13 protein-coding genes are annotated in these 17717 nt (G+C 65.8%); 6 read left to right on the top strand and 7 right to left on the bottom strand.

Annotated features, from left to right (window positions below; translation table 11 throughout):
* Position 1 precedes the first annotated feature (1 nt).
* From pelG to AC1RKI_RS20285, 4 genes are all read left to right on the top strand, one after another.
* A complete protein-coding gene (gene pelG / locus AC1RKI_RS20300) occupies positions 2 to 1372 on the top strand; it encodes an exopolysaccharide Pel transporter PelG (RefSeq protein WP_492796919.1) in 1371 nt (456 codons plus the stop codon).
* Between the two features lie 545 nt (positions 1373 to 1917).
* Complete coding sequence (locus AC1RKI_RS20295) at positions 1918 to 2619, top strand: response regulator transcription factor (RefSeq protein WP_150979975.1); 702 nt, start codon at positions 1918 to 1920, stop codon at positions 2617 to 2619.
* Positions 2620 to 2686: 67 nt separating this feature from the next.
* A complete protein-coding gene (locus AC1RKI_RS20290; protein ID WP_492796921.1) occupies positions 2687 to 4267 on the top strand; it encodes a FecR family protein in 1581 nt (526 codons plus the stop codon).
* Positions 4242 to 6662, top strand: coding sequence for a CHASE2 domain-containing protein (locus AC1RKI_RS20285; RefSeq protein ID WP_492796923.1), 2421 nt, complete (start codon positions 4242 to 4244; stop codon positions 6660 to 6662). The genes AC1RKI_RS20290 and AC1RKI_RS20285 overlap by 26 nt, the downstream gene beginning before the upstream one ends.
* Positions 6663 to 6957: 295 nt before the next feature.
* On the opposite strand, the gene AC1RKI_RS20280 is transcribed toward AC1RKI_RS20285, so the two are convergent.
* Both AC1RKI_RS20280 and hpnN read right to left on the bottom strand, forming a co-directional pair.
* A complete protein-coding gene (locus tag AC1RKI_RS20280; RefSeq protein ID WP_061957339.1) occupies positions 6958 to 7827 on the bottom strand; it encodes an MlaA family lipoprotein in 870 nt (289 codons plus the stop codon).
* A 92-nt stretch (positions 7828 to 7919) separates the two neighbouring features.
* Entirely contained in the window at positions 7920 to 10646 is a 2727-nt protein-coding gene (gene hpnN / locus AC1RKI_RS20275; protein WP_341249020.1) for a hopanoid transporter HpnN, read from the bottom strand.
* Between the two features lie 180 nt (positions 10647 to 10826).
* On the opposite strand from hpnN, the gene AC1RKI_RS20270 reads away from it, so the two are divergent.
* Positions 10827 to 11456: an MlaC/ttg2D family ABC transporter substrate-binding protein gene (locus AC1RKI_RS20270; protein ID WP_227461489.1), complete on the top strand. Its 630-nt coding sequence runs from the start codon at positions 10827 to 10829 to the stop codon at positions 11454 to 11456.
* Between the two features lie 124 nt (positions 11457 to 11580).
* Here the strand turns inward: AC1RKI_RS20270 and hpnH are convergent, their stop codons facing one another.
* Positions 11581 to 12747 carry an adenosyl-hopene transferase HpnH gene (hpnH, locus tag AC1RKI_RS20265; protein ID WP_227461305.1) on the bottom strand — a complete coding sequence of 389 codons (1167 nt, stop codon included), beginning with the start codon at positions 12745 to 12747 and terminating at the stop codon, positions 11581 to 11583.
* 33 nt (positions 12748 to 12780) lie between these two features.
* A complete protein-coding gene (gene ispH, locus AC1RKI_RS20260) occupies positions 12781 to 13779 on the bottom strand; it encodes a 4-hydroxy-3-methylbut-2-enyl diphosphate reductase (RefSeq protein ID WP_061959930.1) in 999 nt (332 codons plus the stop codon).
* 237 nt (positions 13780 to 14016) lie between these two features.
* Here ispH and hpnA point away from each other — a divergent pair, with 237 nt between their 5' ends.
* Positions 14017 to 14997, top strand: coding sequence for a hopanoid-associated sugar epimerase (hpnA, locus tag AC1RKI_RS20255; protein ID WP_411800720.1), 981 nt, complete (start codon positions 14017 to 14019; stop codon positions 14995 to 14997).
* Between the two features lie 30 nt (positions 14998 to 15027).
* Here the strand turns inward: hpnA and AC1RKI_RS20250 are convergent, their stop codons facing one another.
* The 3 genes from AC1RKI_RS20250 to AC1RKI_RS20240 form a co-directional block, all read right to left on the bottom strand.
* A complete protein-coding gene (locus tag AC1RKI_RS20250) occupies positions 15028 to 16173 on the bottom strand; it encodes a glycosyltransferase (protein WP_492796926.1) in 1146 nt (381 codons plus the stop codon).
* 6 nt (positions 16174 to 16179) lie between these two features.
* Positions 16180 to 17178 carry a ferritin-like domain-containing protein gene (locus AC1RKI_RS20245; protein WP_492796927.1) on the bottom strand — a complete coding sequence of 333 codons (999 nt, stop codon included), beginning with the start codon at positions 17176 to 17178 and terminating at the stop codon, positions 16180 to 16182.
* A 177-nt stretch (positions 17179 to 17355) separates the two neighbouring features.
* A complete protein-coding gene (locus tag AC1RKI_RS20240) occupies positions 17356 to 17631 on the bottom strand; it encodes a hypothetical protein (RefSeq protein ID WP_061959926.1) in 276 nt (91 codons plus the stop codon).
* Positions 17632 to 17717 lie beyond the last annotated feature (86 nt).

Raw genomic sequence — 17717 nt, 5'->3', positions numbered from 1 at the left:
GATGGCCGGTATCGGATTCGAACTTCGCAAGATGCTGCGCCGCGACAGCCTGTCCGGCATGCTGAGCGCCTACGCCTATGCCGGCGTGATCAGCTCGGGGCCGTGGATCCTGTCGATCCTCGGCATCCTGCTGATCGGCCTGCTGTCGATTGGCTGGGTGGTGCCCGGCATCCTGATCACGCAGTTCCAGGTGTCGGTGACTTACCTGATCGCGTGCAGCTTGATATTGACCGGGCCGATGCAATTGTCGTTTACGCGCTTCACGTCGGACCGCCTGTTCGAGCGTCGCGCCGACCTGGTGCTGTCCAACTACCACGCGGTGGCGCTGCTGAGCACCGCGCTGGCAGGCGCAATTGGACTGGCTTGTGCGTTCTGGGCTTTTCCGGACCAGTCCGTGCTGTATCGGCTGCTGATGATCGCGGGCTTCGTGATCATGAGCAATATCTGGATCGCGGCGATCTTCCTGTCCGGCATGAAGCAATACAAGGCCATCGTGTGGACGTTCTTCGTCGGCTACACGATCACGGTGCTGGCGGCGCTGGCGCTGCGCTCGCGCGGGCTGGAAGGGCTGTTGGGCGGCTTCGTGGTCGGGCAGTTGTGCCTGCTGGTGGGCATGATCACGTTGATCTATCGCAATTACACAAGCCAGCGCTTCATGTCGTTCGAAGTGTTCCAGAAGCGTTACGCCTATCCAAGCCTGGTGGCGATCGGCCTGTTCTACAACCTTGGCATCTGGCTGGACAAGTTCATGTTCTGGTACGCGCCGTCTACGGGCCAGCCCGTGATCGGCCCGCTCAATGCGTCCATCATTTACGACATCCCGGTATTCCTGGCCTATCTGGCGATCATCCCGGGCATGGCGGTGTTCCTGGTGCGTATCGAGACCGATTTCGTCGAGTACTACGACGCGTTCTACAACGCGGTGCGCGGCGGCAGTTCGCTCGAACACATCGAAGACATGCGCAATACGATGGTGCAGACCATTCGCCTGGGCTTGTACGAGATCGTCAAGGTGCAGGCCATCGCGTCGCTGCTGCTGTTCGTGATCGGCGGCTGGCTGCTGCGGCTGCTGGGCATTTCTGAGCTGTACCTGCCGCTGCTTTATGTGGATGTGATCGGCGCCAGCCTGCAGGTGGTGCTGCTGGGCGTGCTCAATATTTATTTCTATCTCGATCGCCGCCGCGAGGTGCTGATGCTGACCGGCGCGTTTGTCGTGCTCAACTTCGCGCTGACGCGCCTGACGCTGTCGCTGGGGCCGGCATGGTACGGCTACGGCTTTGCGGTATCGCTGCTCATCGTGGTGGCACTTGCGCTGTATTTGCTCGATCGCAAACTTGATCGACTTGAATACGAAACTTATATGCTGCAGTAAGCGGTGCGTCCGCATTTGCCCAGAAAAGGAGCTTCGGCTCCTTTTTTGTTGGGCGCATCGGTGGGCTTGCGTCGGAATTGAAGATGTTACGGTGCCGCACGACCACGCTGGCGCATAGTGTCTGCGCTCGTCGATTTTCTCGTTGCGTTGCGATGACGCATGCGGCGGAAATTGCCATGGCGCCCGGCTCGGAAACCTGAAGATCGATTTTCCTCGCAGGCGATGCCCGCAGGACCACCTCGACGCGCTTCGACGCAGCCGCCGACATGTCGTCGTTGCGCTGAAAATTCTCTAGACGACGGCGGCGATTTCGCGCGTGCGGGGCACCACCGGACACCGCGCTGCCGGCTCCGATCCGCATCGGTGGGGATGTGCTGTGCGCGACACGAATCCGCTACGCCCGCAACAATATTTCGGCCAATCGGCATGGCCGCAACACCCGAGAGCCGCTAACCCCTCTTATGTAGCCTCGACGTGTCATGGCCCGTTTCGGTAACATGGCGCCGCCGTGCCGGACACAGGCCGAAGTCATCAGAGGGAAGTAGATGAGAATTGCCTCAGTGGAGGACGATGCCGCCCAGGCCGAGCAGATTCGCCAGTTACTCGAAGAGGCCGGATTCACGTGTGCCAGCTTTGCCACCGGATCCGCCTTCCTGCGCGCGTTGCGCGATCAGGCGTTCGACCTGATTCTGATGGACTGGCAACTGCCGGATGTAAGCGGCTATGAACTCGTAAGCTGGGTTCGCCAGCACTCCGGGCGCTTGCCGCCCATTCTGTTTTTGACCAGTCGCGTCGACGAGGCCGATATCGTCGCGGGCCTGACCGTGGGCGCCGACGATTACCTGGCCAAGCCGCTGCGGGCGGCGGAATTCGTGGCGCGTGTGCGCGCGCTGCTGCGTCGCGCCTATCCCGATACCGTGCATGACGATGACCTGATCCGCCAGGGCGACTACGTGGTGGACGCGCGTCGGCGCTGCATCGCCGTGCAGGGCCAGATTGCCGATCTGTCGCCGCGCGAATTCGATCTGGCGCTGTTCCTGTTCCGCAATATCGGCCGGCTGATGTCGCGCGACGTGATCGAACAGGCGGTCTGGGGGCGCGCCATGGAGGCCGGCTCGCGCACGCTGGACACCCATATCTCGCGGCTGCGAATCAAGCTGACATTGCGTCCCGAAAATGGGGTGCGCCTGACGTCGGTGTATTCGCACGGCTACCGCTTCGAAGCCGCGACAATCGCCGATGCGTAGGCGGCAAGCGCGGATCCGCCCTGTGCTGTGCGGCGCAGTGGCTGGAGTGATGTTGCCGGCCGGTGCCATGGCGGCACCAGCCGGCACGCAGGGCAGCGATTTCATCTACGAGGTGGAAGCCGGCGACACGCTGATCGGACTGGCGGCGCGCTATATGACGAGCCCGAACGACTGGCGCCTGTTGCAGGCGCGCAATGCCGTCGCCGATCCGTACCGCCTGAAACCGGGCAGCCGCATCCGCATGCCCTTGTCACGCATTCCGGTGGTGGCCGCCACCGCGCGCGCGGTATTCGTGCGCGGCCAGGTGTCGGCAGATGGCAAGCCGTTGTGCACGGGCGATGCGCTGCGCGAAACCGCACAGATCCAAACCGGCCCGGACGGCTCCGCCACGCTGGAGTTGCCCGATGGAACGCGCGTCGCGCTGCCCGGCGGCACCCGCATCGAGGTGCGACGCCTGCGGACCTTCGCACGCAGCGGCCTGGCCGACACGGTGATCGGTGTGGAGCGCGGCGCGGCGGAGTCACGCGTCGCGCCCAATGGCAAGGGCGTGGGCCGTTACGAGATCCGCACGCCGCTACTGGTGACCGGGGTGCGCGGTACCCGCTATCGCGTGGCGGTCGATTCCGTCGGAACGCGCAGCGAAGTGATCGAAGGCCGCGTCGATATGGGCGCGCGATCGGGCGAGGCGTCGGTCGGCGCGGGGTTCGGCGTCGGCGTGTCGGCCGGCGGGCGCCTCAGCCAGCCGGTGCCGCTGCTGCCGGCGCCAGCCGTGGCCGCGGTGTCCGATCCGGTCATGACGCGCAGCCTGACCGTTCAGTGGCACGCGGTCGACGGGGCGGCCGGTTATCGCGTGGGCGTGGCGCGCGACGCGACGCTGACCGAATGGATCTGGACTGTCGAAGTCGCGGCGCCCGAGGCCGTGATCGACGATCTGTCGGACGGCCGCCTGTTCGTGGCGGTCAATGCGCTGGCCGCCGATCGCCTGACCGGACATGCGGCGGTGCTGCCGATCGCGGTCAAGCGCCATCCACCGGCGCCGTTCTCGCTCGCGCCGCAGCCGGACGCGGTCGCCTATGGTCCCGATGCGATGTTCCGCTGGGCCGCCGTGCCACAGGCGGAGGGCTATGAACTGGCCGTTTCGGCGGATCCGGGCTTTACGCGGCAATCGACCGTGGTGCGCGAAGCGGGCGTCGAGGCGCATCGCGCGCTTGCCGAGGGTCGATGGTGGTGGCGCCTGCGGTCGATCGACACGCGTGGCGAGCGCGGCCCCTGGGGCGACGCCTCGCCGCTGACCGTGATGCCGGCCGCGCCGCTGCCGGCCGCCAGCGATGACGGCGACGCCTTGCGCGTGCGCTGGCCGGCCGAAGCCGCCGCGCCATCGGGCTACGTCGTGCAAATGAGCCGCGATGCGGCGTTCCAGGACGATGTGGTGACCGTGCGCGCCACGCAAAACGAGATTTCGATGCCGCGCCCGGCGGCGGGCACGTACTTCATTCGCGTCGCGCGCGCCATCGACGCGCAGATGCCGCCGGCGGCCGCTTTCGGCGCGCCTCAGCAGGTAGGTCTGCCGGCCGTGCTGCGCGACGCGCGGGGCGGTGTGGTGACGATGGGAACGGCAGGCCATGGCATCGAGACGGACGCGCGGTAGAAGCGCCGCCGCGTTCTTTCATCGGCGCACACGCGTAGAGTGGGCGCTGCTGCTTGTCGCCGTGATTGCCATCACGGCCGCGGTGGCGCGCTTCGACTGGTTTGCGCGCGCCGACCTGGCCGTGCTCGATTTCGCCATCGCCAGCCAGCCGCATCCGGCGCGCGACGATATCGTGCTGGTGACCGTGGACGACGCGAGTATTGGCGCGCTGGGCCGCTGGCCGTGGCGGCGCTCGGTGCTGGCGTCGCTGGTCGACCACATCGCGGCGGACAAGCCGCGCGTGATCGGCATGGACGTGATCCTGTCCGAGCCCGATATCCGCTACCCTGCCGACGACGTCGAATTGGCGCAGGCATTGGCCCGCGCGCGCAACGTGATCCTGCCGGTGGTGGCCGAAGCCGGCCCCACCGGCCTCATGATGCGCGGGCCGCTTGCCAGGCTGCCCGCGCAGGTCGGTCATATCAACATGATCCTCGATGCCGATGGCGCCGCGCGCTCGGTGTTCCTGCGCGAAAGCGATGGCGATGCGCCGCCGGTCTGGCACTTCGCGGCGGCGATGGCCGCTTTCGGCCAGGCGTCGCCGCCGTCGCCGCAATCGTTCCGCCACGAAACCGCTCGCCGCACCGATAGCACCGGCTGGGTCGGCGAAGACCGCCTGCGCATTCCTTATGCCGGGCCGCCGGGCACATTCGCGCGCGTATCGGTGATCGACGTGCTGTCCGGCCAGCTCGGCCCAGGGTACTTCCGCGACAAGTACGTGATCGTCGGCGTGATGGCCACCGGGCTGGGCGATGTGCTGGCCACGCCGGTGTCGCGCAACGGACGCGGCATGAGCGGCATGGAACTGATCGCCAATGTCCTGCAGGCGCTGCGCGATGGCACCGGCATCGTGCGCGTTCCCGAACTGGCAGGCTGGTTTGCCACGCTGCTGCCGGTGCTGCTGGCCGCGCTGGCGGCGTGGATGCTGACGCCGCGCGACGCCTTGATCGCCGTCGCGCTGCTGGTGGCCGCGTTGATTGGCGGCAGCGTCATGCTGGTGGGCAGCATGCATCTGTGGTTCGCGCCTGCGGCGGCGGTGTTTGGATGCCTGTTGGTGTATCCGCTCTGGAGCTGGCGTCGCCAGGAAGCGGCGTTGCGCTTTCTGTCCGAAGAACTGGCGCGTCTGGCGCGCGAGCCGGGACTGCTGGCCGTGCCGGCTCGCATCGATCATTCGCTGGATGGACGCATGCAGGCGGTGTACGACATGACCGCGCGGCTGCGCGACATGCGGCGCTTCCTCTCCGACGGGCTCGAAAGCCTGCCCGAGGCCACCGTGATCTGCAATCTCGATGGCGGCATCCTGGTGGCCAACCGCCGGGCCGTCGCACTGGCGCCTGCCGTGCTGCAGGGCATCAACGATCTGCCGCAGCCGGCCGCGCTCGACAACCTGCAGGCGTTCGATGCCTATGGCGGCCTCGAGCGGCCGGGGCTGCCGGACATCATCGAGACCCTGTTTCCGGCGCCCGGCGCGGGCCTGGCCTATTGGGACGCGCTGTGCGACGCGCTCGATGCCGCTGCGCCAGTGACGTCGTCGTCCGATTCGCATGGCGTGGAACTGGCGACCGGGGACGACCGCCGTTATCTGCTGCACGGGGCGCCGCTGCACGGCGAGGCGGGGCGGCCAGCCGGCGTCATCGTCAGCCTGATCGACATCACGGCGGTGCGCCGCGCCGAGCGGCAGCGCGAGCAGACGCTGCATTTTCTGTCGCATGACATGCGGTCGCCGCAGGCGTCGATCCTGGCCCTGATCGATCTGCAGTCGCGCGCCGAACGCACCTTGCCGCAGGCGGAACTGCTCGAGCGGATCGGCGAACATGCGCATCGCACGCTGGCGCTGGCCGACGATTTCATCCGGCTGGCGCAGGCCGAATCCCAGAACCTGGTGTTTGCCGAAGCCGATTTGACATCGCTGGTGCTGGACGCCACCGACGAGCTCTGGGCGCTGGCGCGCACGCGCGGGATCGAACTGAAGCTGGAGCTCGATGCGGAAGGCGTCAGGTTGCGGGTCGCGCCGGCGCTGCTGGTGCGCGCCATCGCCAACCTCGTCAGCAACGCCATCAAGTTCAGCCCGCCCGGAGAACCGGTCACGATACGGCTGCACAGGCTGGGGCCTTACATGGCGATCGAGGTGGCCGACCGGGGTCCCGGCATCGCGAAGGACGCGCAGGCGCGGCTATTCCGACCGTTCAGCCGTGTGCACGCGCCTGCCAGCAATGCACCGGCCGGCAGCGGCCTGGGACTGGTCTTCGTCAAGACCGTAGCGGAACGCCATGGCGGGCGCGTGATGCTGGACAGCGCGCCAGGCGAGGGCGCAACGTTCTCGATCTGGCTGCCGCTGCGCCATCGCGCGGGCTGACCCTCGCCATCCGTTTTCGCTTCAATACCGTGCCATCGGCGCATCGTCGATCGTCCGCCGGCTAGGCACACATCGCACATGTTGCGCCAGACTGGCGCCATCGCCGTGTCGACACAATTGTTGGCAATCGGTTTTCCGAAAATTGCCTACGATCTGTCGGGCCACGGACACCGCATCCGTGGTCTTCGCGCCCGCGCCGTGCCCCGGCGTGGGCGTGCTTTTTTGTGTTTTTTGTGATGACCGATGCGTCGCGTCCGAGCGGTCGACGCGCGTGAGGCGATGACCGCCAGCCAGGCTATTTCGCCGTGCCGGGCGCGGGCGCCGGTACAGCCGGTGCCGCGGGCGTGTCGGGCTTGGTCGAGGTGTCCGGGGTCTTTGGTGCGCCGCCGCTCGTGCCGCTGGCGGGCGGCGTATCCTCGTCTTCCTCGTACGACGGCAGCGCATTGCCGCCATCGCCCAGCAGATACTGGCGGCGCTGCATGTAGGCATCCCGCACGAACGCGTATTTGTCGAGCGCCGCTTGCGACAGCAGATCGGTGGCGCCGAGCATGTTGGTGCGCGTATTGAGCACGTTGATGCCGAACATCGAGTTGCGCCAGGCCGGATCGAAATAGTGCGCCGGATCGAGGTAGAAGCTGCCGGCCAGCCCCGCGCCGTCGCGGATCGAGCTCGGCCCGAACAGCGGCAGCACCAGATACGGCCCCGACGGAATGCCCCAGGTGCCGAAGGTGAGCCCCAGATCCTGCGAATGACGCGGGATGCCGGCCGCCGTGGCGATGTCGATCAGGCCGCCAATGCCCAGCACCGTGTTGATCGCCACGCGCATCATGGTCTCGGCCGCATCGACGACCTTGCCTTGCAGCACGTTGTTGGCAAAGTTGCCCACGTCCGAGAAATTGGCAAAGAAATTGGTCACCGCGATACGCGCCGGCTCCGGCGTTACCGCCTTGTAGCCCTTGGCGATCGGCTGGGCGACGTACTGGTCGACCTTGTCGTTGACCGTGAAGACCGCCCGGTTCATCGGCTCGAGCGGATCGGCCGGATTGGCTTCGGGTCCGGTGGCGCAACCGGCTGCGAGGACGGTCAGCGAGGCCAGTGTCAGGGCGACGGCACGACGGGAGCTTTGCGGCGGCGTGCCGCGCAGGGGCGAAATACGGGAGGACATGGCGAGGCGGTCTGGCTTCTGGTTTTTTGTCATGGAGACGGCCTTCCGGGGGGAGACCGCCTGAATGTCGTCTGGTATCGGCGATCGGCGGGCTAGCGTCGCGGCGCGCCGGAATCCGATCCTGCTGATTTATCGGCAGATTGTGCCATGGTCGTAGCCACCGTGAGTGGGGGAAGCGACGGACCGAGCGGTTCGCCGCGCCCGGCCAGCTCGCGCCGGGGGCGTCCCATCAGGATGGGTTGGAAGAAGACCGCGCCGGCCAGCGTGCAGGCCAGCGCCAGCGCCAGCAACTTGCCCATGCTGGCGGTGCCCGGATGGTGCGACAGCCACAGGCTGCCGAACGCCGTGGCCGTGGTGGCCGCGCTGTACAGCACGGCGTGGGTCAGGCTGGACTGCAGCAGCTTGGTCTTGCCGTGGCGCCAGGCAATCACGTAGTAGATCTTGAATGCCACGCCGATGCCCAGCAGCAGCGGCAGGGCGATGATGTTGGCGAAGTTCAGCGATATTCCGAAGATCACGCACAGTTCCAGCGTGACCAGTCCGGACACCAGCAGCGGAATCAGCGTGCGCAGCACATCGCCGACGCGCCGCAGGGTGATCCACAGCAGGACCGTGATCGACATCACAGCCCAGATGCCGGCGTGGATGAAGGCGGTCATGATGGTGTCGGCCGATCCCTTGATGGCGATCGGGCCACCGGTGGCGTCCGGCTGCACGCGCGCCATCACGGCGACGAACTGGTTCAGCGCGGCTTCCCGCGCGGCGTCGCTGCCCGCGCCGGGCGGCGGCAGCTTCGGGCTGATGTTGACCAGCGCCTGGCCGTTTGGCGCCAGCCAGTCGCGCACCAGTTCGGGCGGCAGGGTTTGTTGCGTCACGGTTTCGGGCTGCAGCGCGCGCTGCAGCGTGCCCAGCGCCAGACGCAGCGGCAAGGCGATGGCCAGCTCGGCGCGATCGCGCGTGGCAGCGGGCGCATCGGCCAGCTGCTTCAGCGCACGCGACAAATGCTCGGCCGATGCGGCGCCGGGGCCGGGATGATCCTCGGCGGCCAGCGCCAGCTGGCGCGATGCGTTGCGCAGCGAGGCCACGCGCCGCTCGTCGTCAGCCGGCGAGGCGGTCGGCTGCGTCAGCACCGGCATCAGGTTCTTCGCCATGCCGGCAATCGTGGCCAGCTTGGGCGGCTGATCGTCGGGGATAAAGGTCTTCAGCGTGACTACGCGCTCGACTTCCGGCAGTGCCTTGAGCCGCGCGGCGACCGCTTCGGCATCCTTGAGGGTGGGCGCCAGCACCTTGACGTCGTCAGTGCCGGCCTGCGGCGCGTCCTTGAGCGCGAGCAGCGTCGACATCGATTCGGAATGCGGATCCTTCAGATGAAGCGGATCGAAATCGAAACGCAGATGCGGCAGCAGCGGGGCGCCGGCAAACAGCACCGCCAGCACGCCAACCAGCGTCCCCTTGCGATGGCGCTCGAAGAACGAGTCGGCCGGAGCCAGCCAGGCAAAGCCCGGTAGTTCGTTCTCGCCGGGCGGTGCCAGCACGCGGATCAGCGCCGGCAGCATCGTGAAGGTCGTGGCGAAGGCGATGAACATGCCGACGCCGGCAATCTTGCCCAATTCGGCCACGCCGCGGTAATCGGTCGGCAGGAAGCAGAAGAACGCTGCGGCGGTGGCCGCGGCAGCCAGCGTGAGCGGCCCGGCCACGTCGCGCGCGGCCAGCGCCAATGCTTCCTGAAGATCGCCGTGCTCGTGCCGCTCGGCGCGATAGCGCACCCCGAACTGGATGCCGAAGTCCACGCCAAGGCCGACAAACAGCACGGCAAACGCCACCGAGATCATATTCAGCGCGCCCACCATCAGCAGGCCCAGCGCGGCCGTGATGATCAGGCCGGAGATCAGGCTGACCAGCACCGCCGTGATCAGGCGCGCCGAGCGCAGCGCCATCCACAGAATGCCGATCACCACCACCAGCGTCAGCACGCCGTTGAGCACGGCGCCATCGCTGACCGAGGCGAATTCGTCATCGGCCAGCGGCTGCGATCCGGTCAGCCGCACCACGGCGTTGTAGCGTTCGTCGAGTTTCAACTGGGCGGCGGCCGCGCGGATCGCGTCGCTGGCGCCGGCGCCAGCCTTCAGGTCGCTGAAATCGAGTACCGGCGAAAGCGTGACGAAGCTGAATGCGCGGCCGTCCGCATTGGGCTTCAGGCTGCTGTCGACCAGCCCGGCCCAGGACAGCGCCACGGGCTTGTTCGCCAGCACGCCGTCGACGGTGCGGGCCGATTCGCCGAGCAGCTTGTCCATGTCGGACAGCTTGATCTGACCAAGCTGCAGCGGCAGATTGAGCGTGGTGGTCAGCAGATCGGACAGCCCGCGCAACGTGGGATCGTGCGCCAGATTGTTCAACAACGGCCGCGCTTGGCCGAGCTTGTCGGCCATGTCGTTGACGCTGGCCGTGTCGGCAAACAGCAGGCCGTTGCGTTCGAAGAAGGGGCCCGCGCCGGGCTGGCCCACTGCGTTGAATCGTTCCGGCTGTTTGCGCAGGGCGTCGGCCAATTCGTTAGCGGCGGCGTCGGCCAGTTCCTTGGCCGGCGCCTGCACCACCGCGAGAATCATCTTGTCGCGTTGGGGAAATGCGGCGCTGATGGCCTGGTCGTTCTTCGCCCATGGCGCATCCGATTCGAGCAGGCGGCCGATATCGGTATTGATGGCGAAATTGCGGGCCACGTAGACGCCGCTGCCAATGGCGAGCAGCAGGCAGATACCGATCACGAGCCAGGCGTGAGCGGTGGAGAATTTGACGGTGCGAACCAGCAGCGGTCTGATCATGAGTCCTGTTTTTTCTACGTCCGGCTGCGATACGGTGGCAATGGGGCGCCGGGCGGCACCGGGGAGTATAGCGGTTGGCGCACCACGCGCCGCACCGGCCATGTGGCGCGGCGGTTTGCTGAACCGCTATATACTGGGTCGACTGGCCTAACGGTCGATTATCAAGCGCATCAAACAGTTATGAAACGTTCCGGAATCTTTCCCGCCGCCATCATCGCGCCGATCGCTGCAGTGGCAGTTTTTTCATCCGCGCATGCGCAGGTTGCCACCAACGCCGCACCGGACAAACTGGTGCAATCGGCAGTCGAAGGCGTGATCACCAAGATCAAGACCGACCCTGAAACGCGTGCCGGCGATCTTGCAAAAATTACCGCTGTCGTCCAGCGCGAATTCCTGCCCTATACCGACTTCGGCCGTACGACCCGGCTGGCAGTGGGCAGCGCATGGAAGCAGGCCACCCCGGAGCAGCAAAAAACGCTCCAGGAGCAATTCACGGCATTGCTGGTGCGTAGCTACGCCGTATCGTTGTCTCAATTGCGCGAGCAAAGTCCAAAGTTCACGTACAAACCTGCCAAGGCTGGCAGCAATGCCAACGACGTCGTGGTTGCCACGCGCGTGATGAACAACGGCGACGAGATGCTGATCGACTACCGTCTGCAGCGTGGCAGCGACGGCTGGAAAATCTACGACATCAATATGATGGGCGCGTGGCTGATCGAGGTGTATCGCAAGCAATTCGCCGATATCGTCGCGCGCGACGGCGTCGATGGGCTGGTGAAGTACCTCACCAATCACAACGCGCGGGCCTGAGGCCAGGCGGCAGCGCGGTCTTCGGACCGCTTGCGTCCCAGGCAAACAAAAATGGCGTCGGTTGCTCCGACGCCATTTCTCATTGGGCCGCCTCAAAGGCGGGCCCGCTGCGGCAGTGCGCGTGTCAGTGCACCTGGGCCGCCTGTACGGCCTCGGCGCGGCTACCCTGGGCCTTCTTCAGGTTGCCGATCTCGGCCAGCTTGATTTCGACATGGCGCGAGAACACGTACTCGGCCGGGCGCTGGTTTTCCAGCGACAGGTCCGGCGCCATCGGGCCGTCCGTCTTCACACCGCGCAGGCTCACGCCGAGCGCCTTCAGCGGGTGCGAGAAGGTGTCCGCCACGGCGGTCGCCTCGAAGCCGCTGTGGACCATGCAGTCGGCGCATTTTTCGTAATTGCCGACGCCGTAGGCGTCCCAGTCGGTATCTTCCATCAGTTCCTTGAAAGTCTTCACGTAGCCTTCGCCAACCAGGTAGCACGGGCGCTGCCAGCCGAACACGGTGCGCGCGGGGTTGCCCCACGGCGTGCACTTGTAGGTCTGGTTGCCGGCCAGGAAGTCCAGGAACATCGTCGACTGGCTGAATGCCCACTTCTTGCCGGCATTGCCACGCGACAGGATGTCGCGGAACAACTGCTTGGTCTTGTTGCGGTTCAGGAAGTGCTGCTGGTCAGGCGCGCGCTCGTAAGCGTAGCCCGGCGACACCGTGATGCCGTCCACGCCCATCGCCTTGACCGAGTCAAAGAACTTGGCCACGCGGTCCGGCTTGGCATCGTTGAACAGCGTGCAGTTGATATTGACGCGGAAGCCGCGCTCCTTGGCCATGCGGATCGCTTCGACGCAGCGGTCGTAGACGCCTTCCTGATTGACCGAGTGATCGTGCATTTCGCGATCGCCGTCCAGATGGATCGACCACACGAAATACGGGCTCGGCTTGTACTGGTCGATCTTCTTTTCCAGCAGCAGGGCGTTGGTGCACAGGTAGACGAAACGCTTGCGCGCGATGATGCCGCGCACGATTTCCGGCATGTCCTTGTGCAGCAGCGGTTCGCCGCCGGCGATGGACACCACGGGCGCGCCGCATTCGTCCACGGCTTCCAGGCATTCCTGCACCGACAGGCGCTGGTTCAGGATGGGATCCGGATAGTCGATCTTGCCGCAGCCCGAACATGCCAGGTTGCAGCGGAACAGGGGCTCGAGCATCAGGGCGAGCGGATAACGCTTTTGTCCGGACAGATGCTTGCGTGCGATATAGGCGCCTACGCGGGCGACCTGCAGAAACGGAATGGCCAAGGGGGTACTTCCTGTTAGGTTCAGCTTTGCGCGTCAGCCCGCCACAGAGTGGGCGGCATGCTGGGCGTTACTGATATCGGTTGTGGTCCTGGCCCCTGGGGCCAGCGCTGCATCGGCCAGTTCAGCCGGCAGGCGGAATTCGGCATGTTCCTCGATCCCTTCCATGGTCGAGACTTCGACCGGACCGAGGCGGCGCAAGGCCGCAATGACGTCTTCCACCATGTTCTCGGGCGCCGAGGCACCCGCGGTAATTCCTACGACACCTGCGTGGCGGACCCACGCGGGATCGAGCTCGCTGCCATCGGCGATCAGGTAACTCGGTACGCCGCTTTCCGTACCGATTTCACGCAGCCGGTTCGAATTCGAACTGTTGGTGGCGCCGATCACGAGAATGACATCCACGCGCGCGGCTAATTCCCGCACTGCGCTCTGCCGATTTTGCGTAGCGTAGCAAATATCGCGTGTATTCGGCCCGACCAGATTGGTGAATCGGCGGCCGAGCGCCGCAATGATATTACGGGTGTCGTCCACGGACAACGTGGTCTGGGTGATATATGCGACTGGCGCATCGGGCGGCAGGTCCACGCTGGCGGCCTCGGCCTCGTTCTGCACGAGAATCACCTTGCCCGGAATCTGCCCCATCGTACCTTCCACCTCGGGATGGCCGGCGTGACCGATCAGGATCACATGGCGGCCGGCGGCCGCATACTGGCGGCCCTGGTTATGGACCTTGATCACCAGCGGGCAAGTGGCGTCGATGGCGTGCAGCTCGCGCCGCTGCGCCTCGGCGACCACATCGCGGGAGACTCCATGCGCGCTGAAGATGGTGACGGCGTCGCCGGGCACCTCGTCAAGTTCTTCGACAAAGCGTGCCCCTTTCTTGCGCAGGCCATCCACCACATGTTTGTTGTGTACGATCTCGTGCCTGACATAGACGGGTGCGCCATGTTTGATCAGTGCGCGGTCCACGATTTCGATCGCCCTGACCACGCCGGCGCAAAACCCTCTTGGCTGAGCAAGTATTACCTGCATGGAATCGGCCCCCCGACCCGCTTGTGAAGATTTGAAGACATCTTGATTTTGGTATTCCGGCATCACTTTTCCGGCTCACGGTGGTTACTATATACCGGGTCGGAATTTCATGTTCGCGCGTTGGTTACTGCCAACAGGGTCTTTCCGGTGAAAATGCGCGTTACGCGCCCCGGCATTGCCGCTATTAGCGCCTAATTCGCACCTAACGCCTACAGGGGATTTGAAATTAACAATTGCATTCTCGTGACAGGAGCCTCCGGCTTTCTGGGTTCTTCGGTCATGCGCCAGGCGCTCGAGCGCGGGTTCCAGGTGCGCGTGGTGGTGCGTCCCACCAGCCCGCGCGCCAATCTGGCCGGGTTGCCGGTGGAAATCGTCGAGGGAGATATGCGCGACGCCGCGTCGATGGCCCGCGCCATGGCTGGCATCCGTTATCTGTTTCATGTGGCGGCCGATTATCGGCTGTGGGCGCCGGACCCCGAGGAGATCGTGCGCGCCAACGTCGACGGCACGGTGACGACCATGACCGCCGCGCGCAACGCCGGCGTGGAGCGGATTATCTACACCAGCAGCGTGGCGACGCTGCGCGTAGCTGGCGCCACGGCGCCGGTCGACGAGACCGCGGCGATGGCGGGCCACGAAGCGATCGGCGCGTACAAGCGCAGCAAGGTGCTGGCCGAGCGTGAAGTGGAGCGCATGGTCGGCGAGGGCCTGCCGGCCGTGATCGTAAATCCTTCCACGCCGATCGGTCCGCGCGACGTGCGCCCCACGCCGACCGGACGCATCATCGTGGAGGCCGCCACCGGCAAGATTCCGGCTTTCGTCGATACCGGTCTGAACCTCGCGCACGTCGACGACGTGGCGAACGGTCATTTCCTCGCGCTGGACAAGGGCCGCATCGGCGAGCGCTATATCCTCGGCGGCCAGGACGTACTGTTGCGCCAGATGCTGGCCGATATCGCCGGCATGGCCGGCCGCAAGGCGCCGACGGTGGAACTGCCGCGCTGGCCGCTTTACCCGATTGCCCGGGTGGCCGAGACCGTGGCGCGTTTTACCGGAAAGGAGCCGTTCGTGACCGTTGACGGCCTGAAGATGTCGCAATACCGGATGTTCTTCACGTCGGCCAAGGCCATGCGGGAGCTGGGCTACGCGCCGCGCCCCTATCAGGAAGGACTGCGCGACGCGCTGAACTGGTTCCGAGAGAACGGCTATCTCAAGTGAAGCGGCGCCGGAGCCTGCCGGCGTGCGCAGTCAGGACCGCACCGGGGCCTGCGAGCGCCCCTTCCACTGTCCGCCGCGGCGCAGGTAGTAGCGGCGCGCGGAATCGAGCGTCGCACCAAGGTAGAACAGCGCCGTGATCGGCAGCAACGGCGCCAGCCACGCCGGCTGGCGGTATTCGCGCAGCATCGGCCGGTAACTGACGGCCATCAGGATCCACGCCAGCCACGCCGGCCAGAGCGCAGCGCCGCCCACTAATGCCAGCACGGGCGGGGCGAGATAGGTCAGAACCATGCCCAGCGTGGCGCCGGTCAGCAGCCACGGCGAGTAATGCAACTGGGTATAGGCGCTGCGCGCAATCATGTTCCACAGGCTCTGCCAGTCGTCATACGGGCGCAGCGAGAGGCTGTCGTCGGCCAGATCGAGGCGGATCGAGCCGCTGGCCTTGATCTTCGCGGCCAGGCTGCAATCGTCGATCAACTCGCCGCGAATTGCTGCGAACCCGCCGATGCGGGCCAGTGCCGAGCGCCTGGCCAGCATGCATCCGCCCGCCGCACCGGCGACCTTGCTGCGTGGGTCCGCCACGCGCGCAAACGGGTACAGTTTGGCGAAATAGAACACAAAAGCCGGCACGATCATGCGTTCCCAGGCCGATTCGCAGCGCAGCCGCACCATCAGCGACGTGAGGTCGCGTTGCTCCTGCTCGGCACGCGCCACCAGATCGGCAACCGTTTGCGGGCCGTGCCAGATATCGGCATCGGTCAGGAACACAAAGGCCGCGTCCGGCATCTCGATATCGGCGGCGGCCAGGCCTTCGGACTGCGCCCACACCTTGCCGCTCCAACCCGCTGGCAGATCGCGTGCGGCGATCACGGTCAGGGCGTCGGCCTTGCCGATCGATGCAGCGGCCGCGCGCGCGATATCGGCGGTGCCATCGCTGCTGTGATCGTCCACCACAACGAGATGCAGCGGGCCGGCGTACTGCTGGCTCAACACGCCGGTCACCGCGCGGGCGATCACGTCGGCTTCGTTGCGGGCCGGAATCACGCCGACCACGGGTGGCCATTGCGCCGGCGGCGCGGACGGCGCAGGCTTGCGCACACGCCAGAAGCCTGCGCGCGCAAACACCAGCACGCACCAGACCACGAGGGTCAGCAGGGACAATCCAAAAAGCAGCATTGCGATTTACTTGACGAAGCGTCGGACAAGGCGGGCCAGGGCGGGCACCGTGGTCGGCCGTACAAGGCGCGCATCATACCCCGCCATGCGCCGCTCGTTCTCGGCCAGGCAAAGGTCGATCATTGACCCGGCGGAAAGCGTCTGCCCGAGCGATCCGGCGGCGTTCATCGGGAAGTTGGCATCCTGCGCGGCGCCGTCCGCCTTCACGTCGATGCCCTTGGCCAGGCCGATGCGCTCGCGAATCAGAAAAAGCCATACCCGCGCCACCTTCAGCGCAAAGGCCGGCCGGCGCCACCACGGCAGACTGGCCCGATACCACGCCACCCAGTTGGCAAAGAACAGGATGTGCCGGCCCTCTTCCTGGATCACAGGTTCGAAGGTTTCCACCAGTTCGGCCGGGAAAAAGCCTGAATCCTTGGCCGCGGCGAACAGGCCGAACGCGGCAAAGCTGTCGATGCATTCGCTGTAGCCGGTCACGAGCCAGCCCCATTCGGCGTCGGCCGGCGGCAGATATTCCGGCTCGGGCGCCAGTTCGATGCCGTACGCCTGCACCAGCTTCGACAGCACGACCTTGTGGCGCGCTTCCTCGTCGGCGTCCATTTGCAGCGCGCTGCGCAGCAGGGCATCGCGCTGGCGCGCGGCAAAGCTGTGCACCCGCACCGATGCGCGCCCCTCCGTCTGCACGGCGATATCCCAGATCGGCAGCGACGTCACGCGCTTGAGCGCATCGGCGGACAATGGCGGCCAGTCGATGACCGAAGGCTTGTAGGGATTGTGGGTCTGCAGCAGCATGTTGCAGAACATGCGCAGATGCTCGGGCGAGCCAATGCGCACCGGACCTTCGAGCGGGTCCGTCCAGTTGCGCATGGCGTGATCGGCTTGCGCGACGGCAGACTGCGCGACGATCGCGGCCACTGCGGCGGCACGGGTTTCACTGGATTCAGCGATCGACTGGGCGCGGGGCAGCGGGTCCACCGCACCATCGATTTCGAATGTTCTTTTCATCAGTGCTCCGGGCAGGGGATTGCGGCAGCCATTGTATCCAGCCCGGGAAATTGGTGCAGCTTGGGTGAAGGGAAAGACAGTTCAGCGAACCGACTGGCGTGCAAAACGACATCGGCGAGCTGTCAGGCTCGCCGATGTCGCCCGCTTGCGGATCGCGGGTTCTGGAATGGGATGCGGCTAGCGCGCGCGATGTTCGTGGGTCGGGCGGGCAGTTTGCCGCTGCCAGTGCTGGCCGATGTCGGGAAAGACGTCGCATTCGCCACGGACGATATTCTCGATCGTCGCGCAGATCCCCTCGGTGCCGCGCGGGCCCACACATACCAGGCTGCGCGGATGGTCCGAATGGGCCGGGATGGCATAGACGCGCATGCCCTCGCGGTAGAGGGGATGTTTGGTCAGCCGCTCGTTAAGGATTTCGACGAAGCGGCTGGGGCTTACCGTCGGCTTGTCCATTACGCTCTCCTCGCGGGATGCCGAAAAACGCTCCCGCGTCCGTACAACGTACGGCGCAGGCGCGGGCGGATCAAGAGGTGAATGGG

Source organism: Cupriavidus sp. GW822-FHT06G04, assembly GCF_058799075.1.
Note: the sequence above shows the minus strand (reverse complement) of the source record. Positions and strands in the feature narration are given on the sequence as shown.

Bases quoted from the DNA above. Each gene is read 5' to 3' on its own strand.
- AC1RKI_RS20295 (WP_150979975.1), top strand. From the start codon at position 1,918: ATGAGAATTGCCTCAGTGGAGGACGATGCCGCCCAGGCCGAGCAGATT.
- AC1RKI_RS20240 (WP_061959926.1), bottom strand. From the start codon at position 17,631: ATGGACAAGCCGACGGTAAGCCCCAGCCGCTTCGTCGAAATCCTTAAC.
- pelG (WP_492796919.1), top strand. From the start codon at position 2: ATGGCCGGTATCGGATTCGAACTTCGCAAGATGCTGCGCCGCGACAGC.
- AC1RKI_RS20245 (WP_492796927.1), bottom strand. From the start codon at position 17,178: ATGAAAAGAACATTCGAAATCGATGGTGCGGTGGACCCGCTGCCCCGC.
- hpnN (WP_341249020.1), bottom strand. From the start codon at position 10,646: ATGATCAGACCGCTGCTGGTTCGCACCGTCAAATTCTCCACCGCTCAC.
- AC1RKI_RS20290 (WP_492796921.1), top strand. From the start codon at position 2,687: ATGGCGGCACCAGCCGGCACGCAGGGCAGCGATTTCATCTACGAGGTG.
- AC1RKI_RS20280 (WP_061957339.1), bottom strand. From the start codon at position 7,827: ATGTCCTCCCGTATTTCGCCCCTGCGCGGCACGCCGCCGCAAAGCTCC.
- AC1RKI_RS20270 (WP_227461489.1), top strand. From the start codon at position 10,827: ATGAAACGTTCCGGAATCTTTCCCGCCGCCATCATCGCGCCGATCGCT.
- AC1RKI_RS20250 (WP_492796926.1), bottom strand. From the start codon at position 16,173: ATGCTGCTTTTTGGATTGTCCCTGCTGACCCTCGTGGTCTGGTGCGTG.
- AC1RKI_RS20285 (WP_492796923.1), top strand. From the start codon at position 4,242: ATGGCATCGAGACGGACGCGCGGTAGAAGCGCCGCCGCGTTCTTTCAT.
- ispH (WP_061959930.1), bottom strand. From the start codon at position 13,779: ATGCAGGTAATACTTGCTCAGCCAAGAGGGTTTTGCGCCGGCGTGGTC.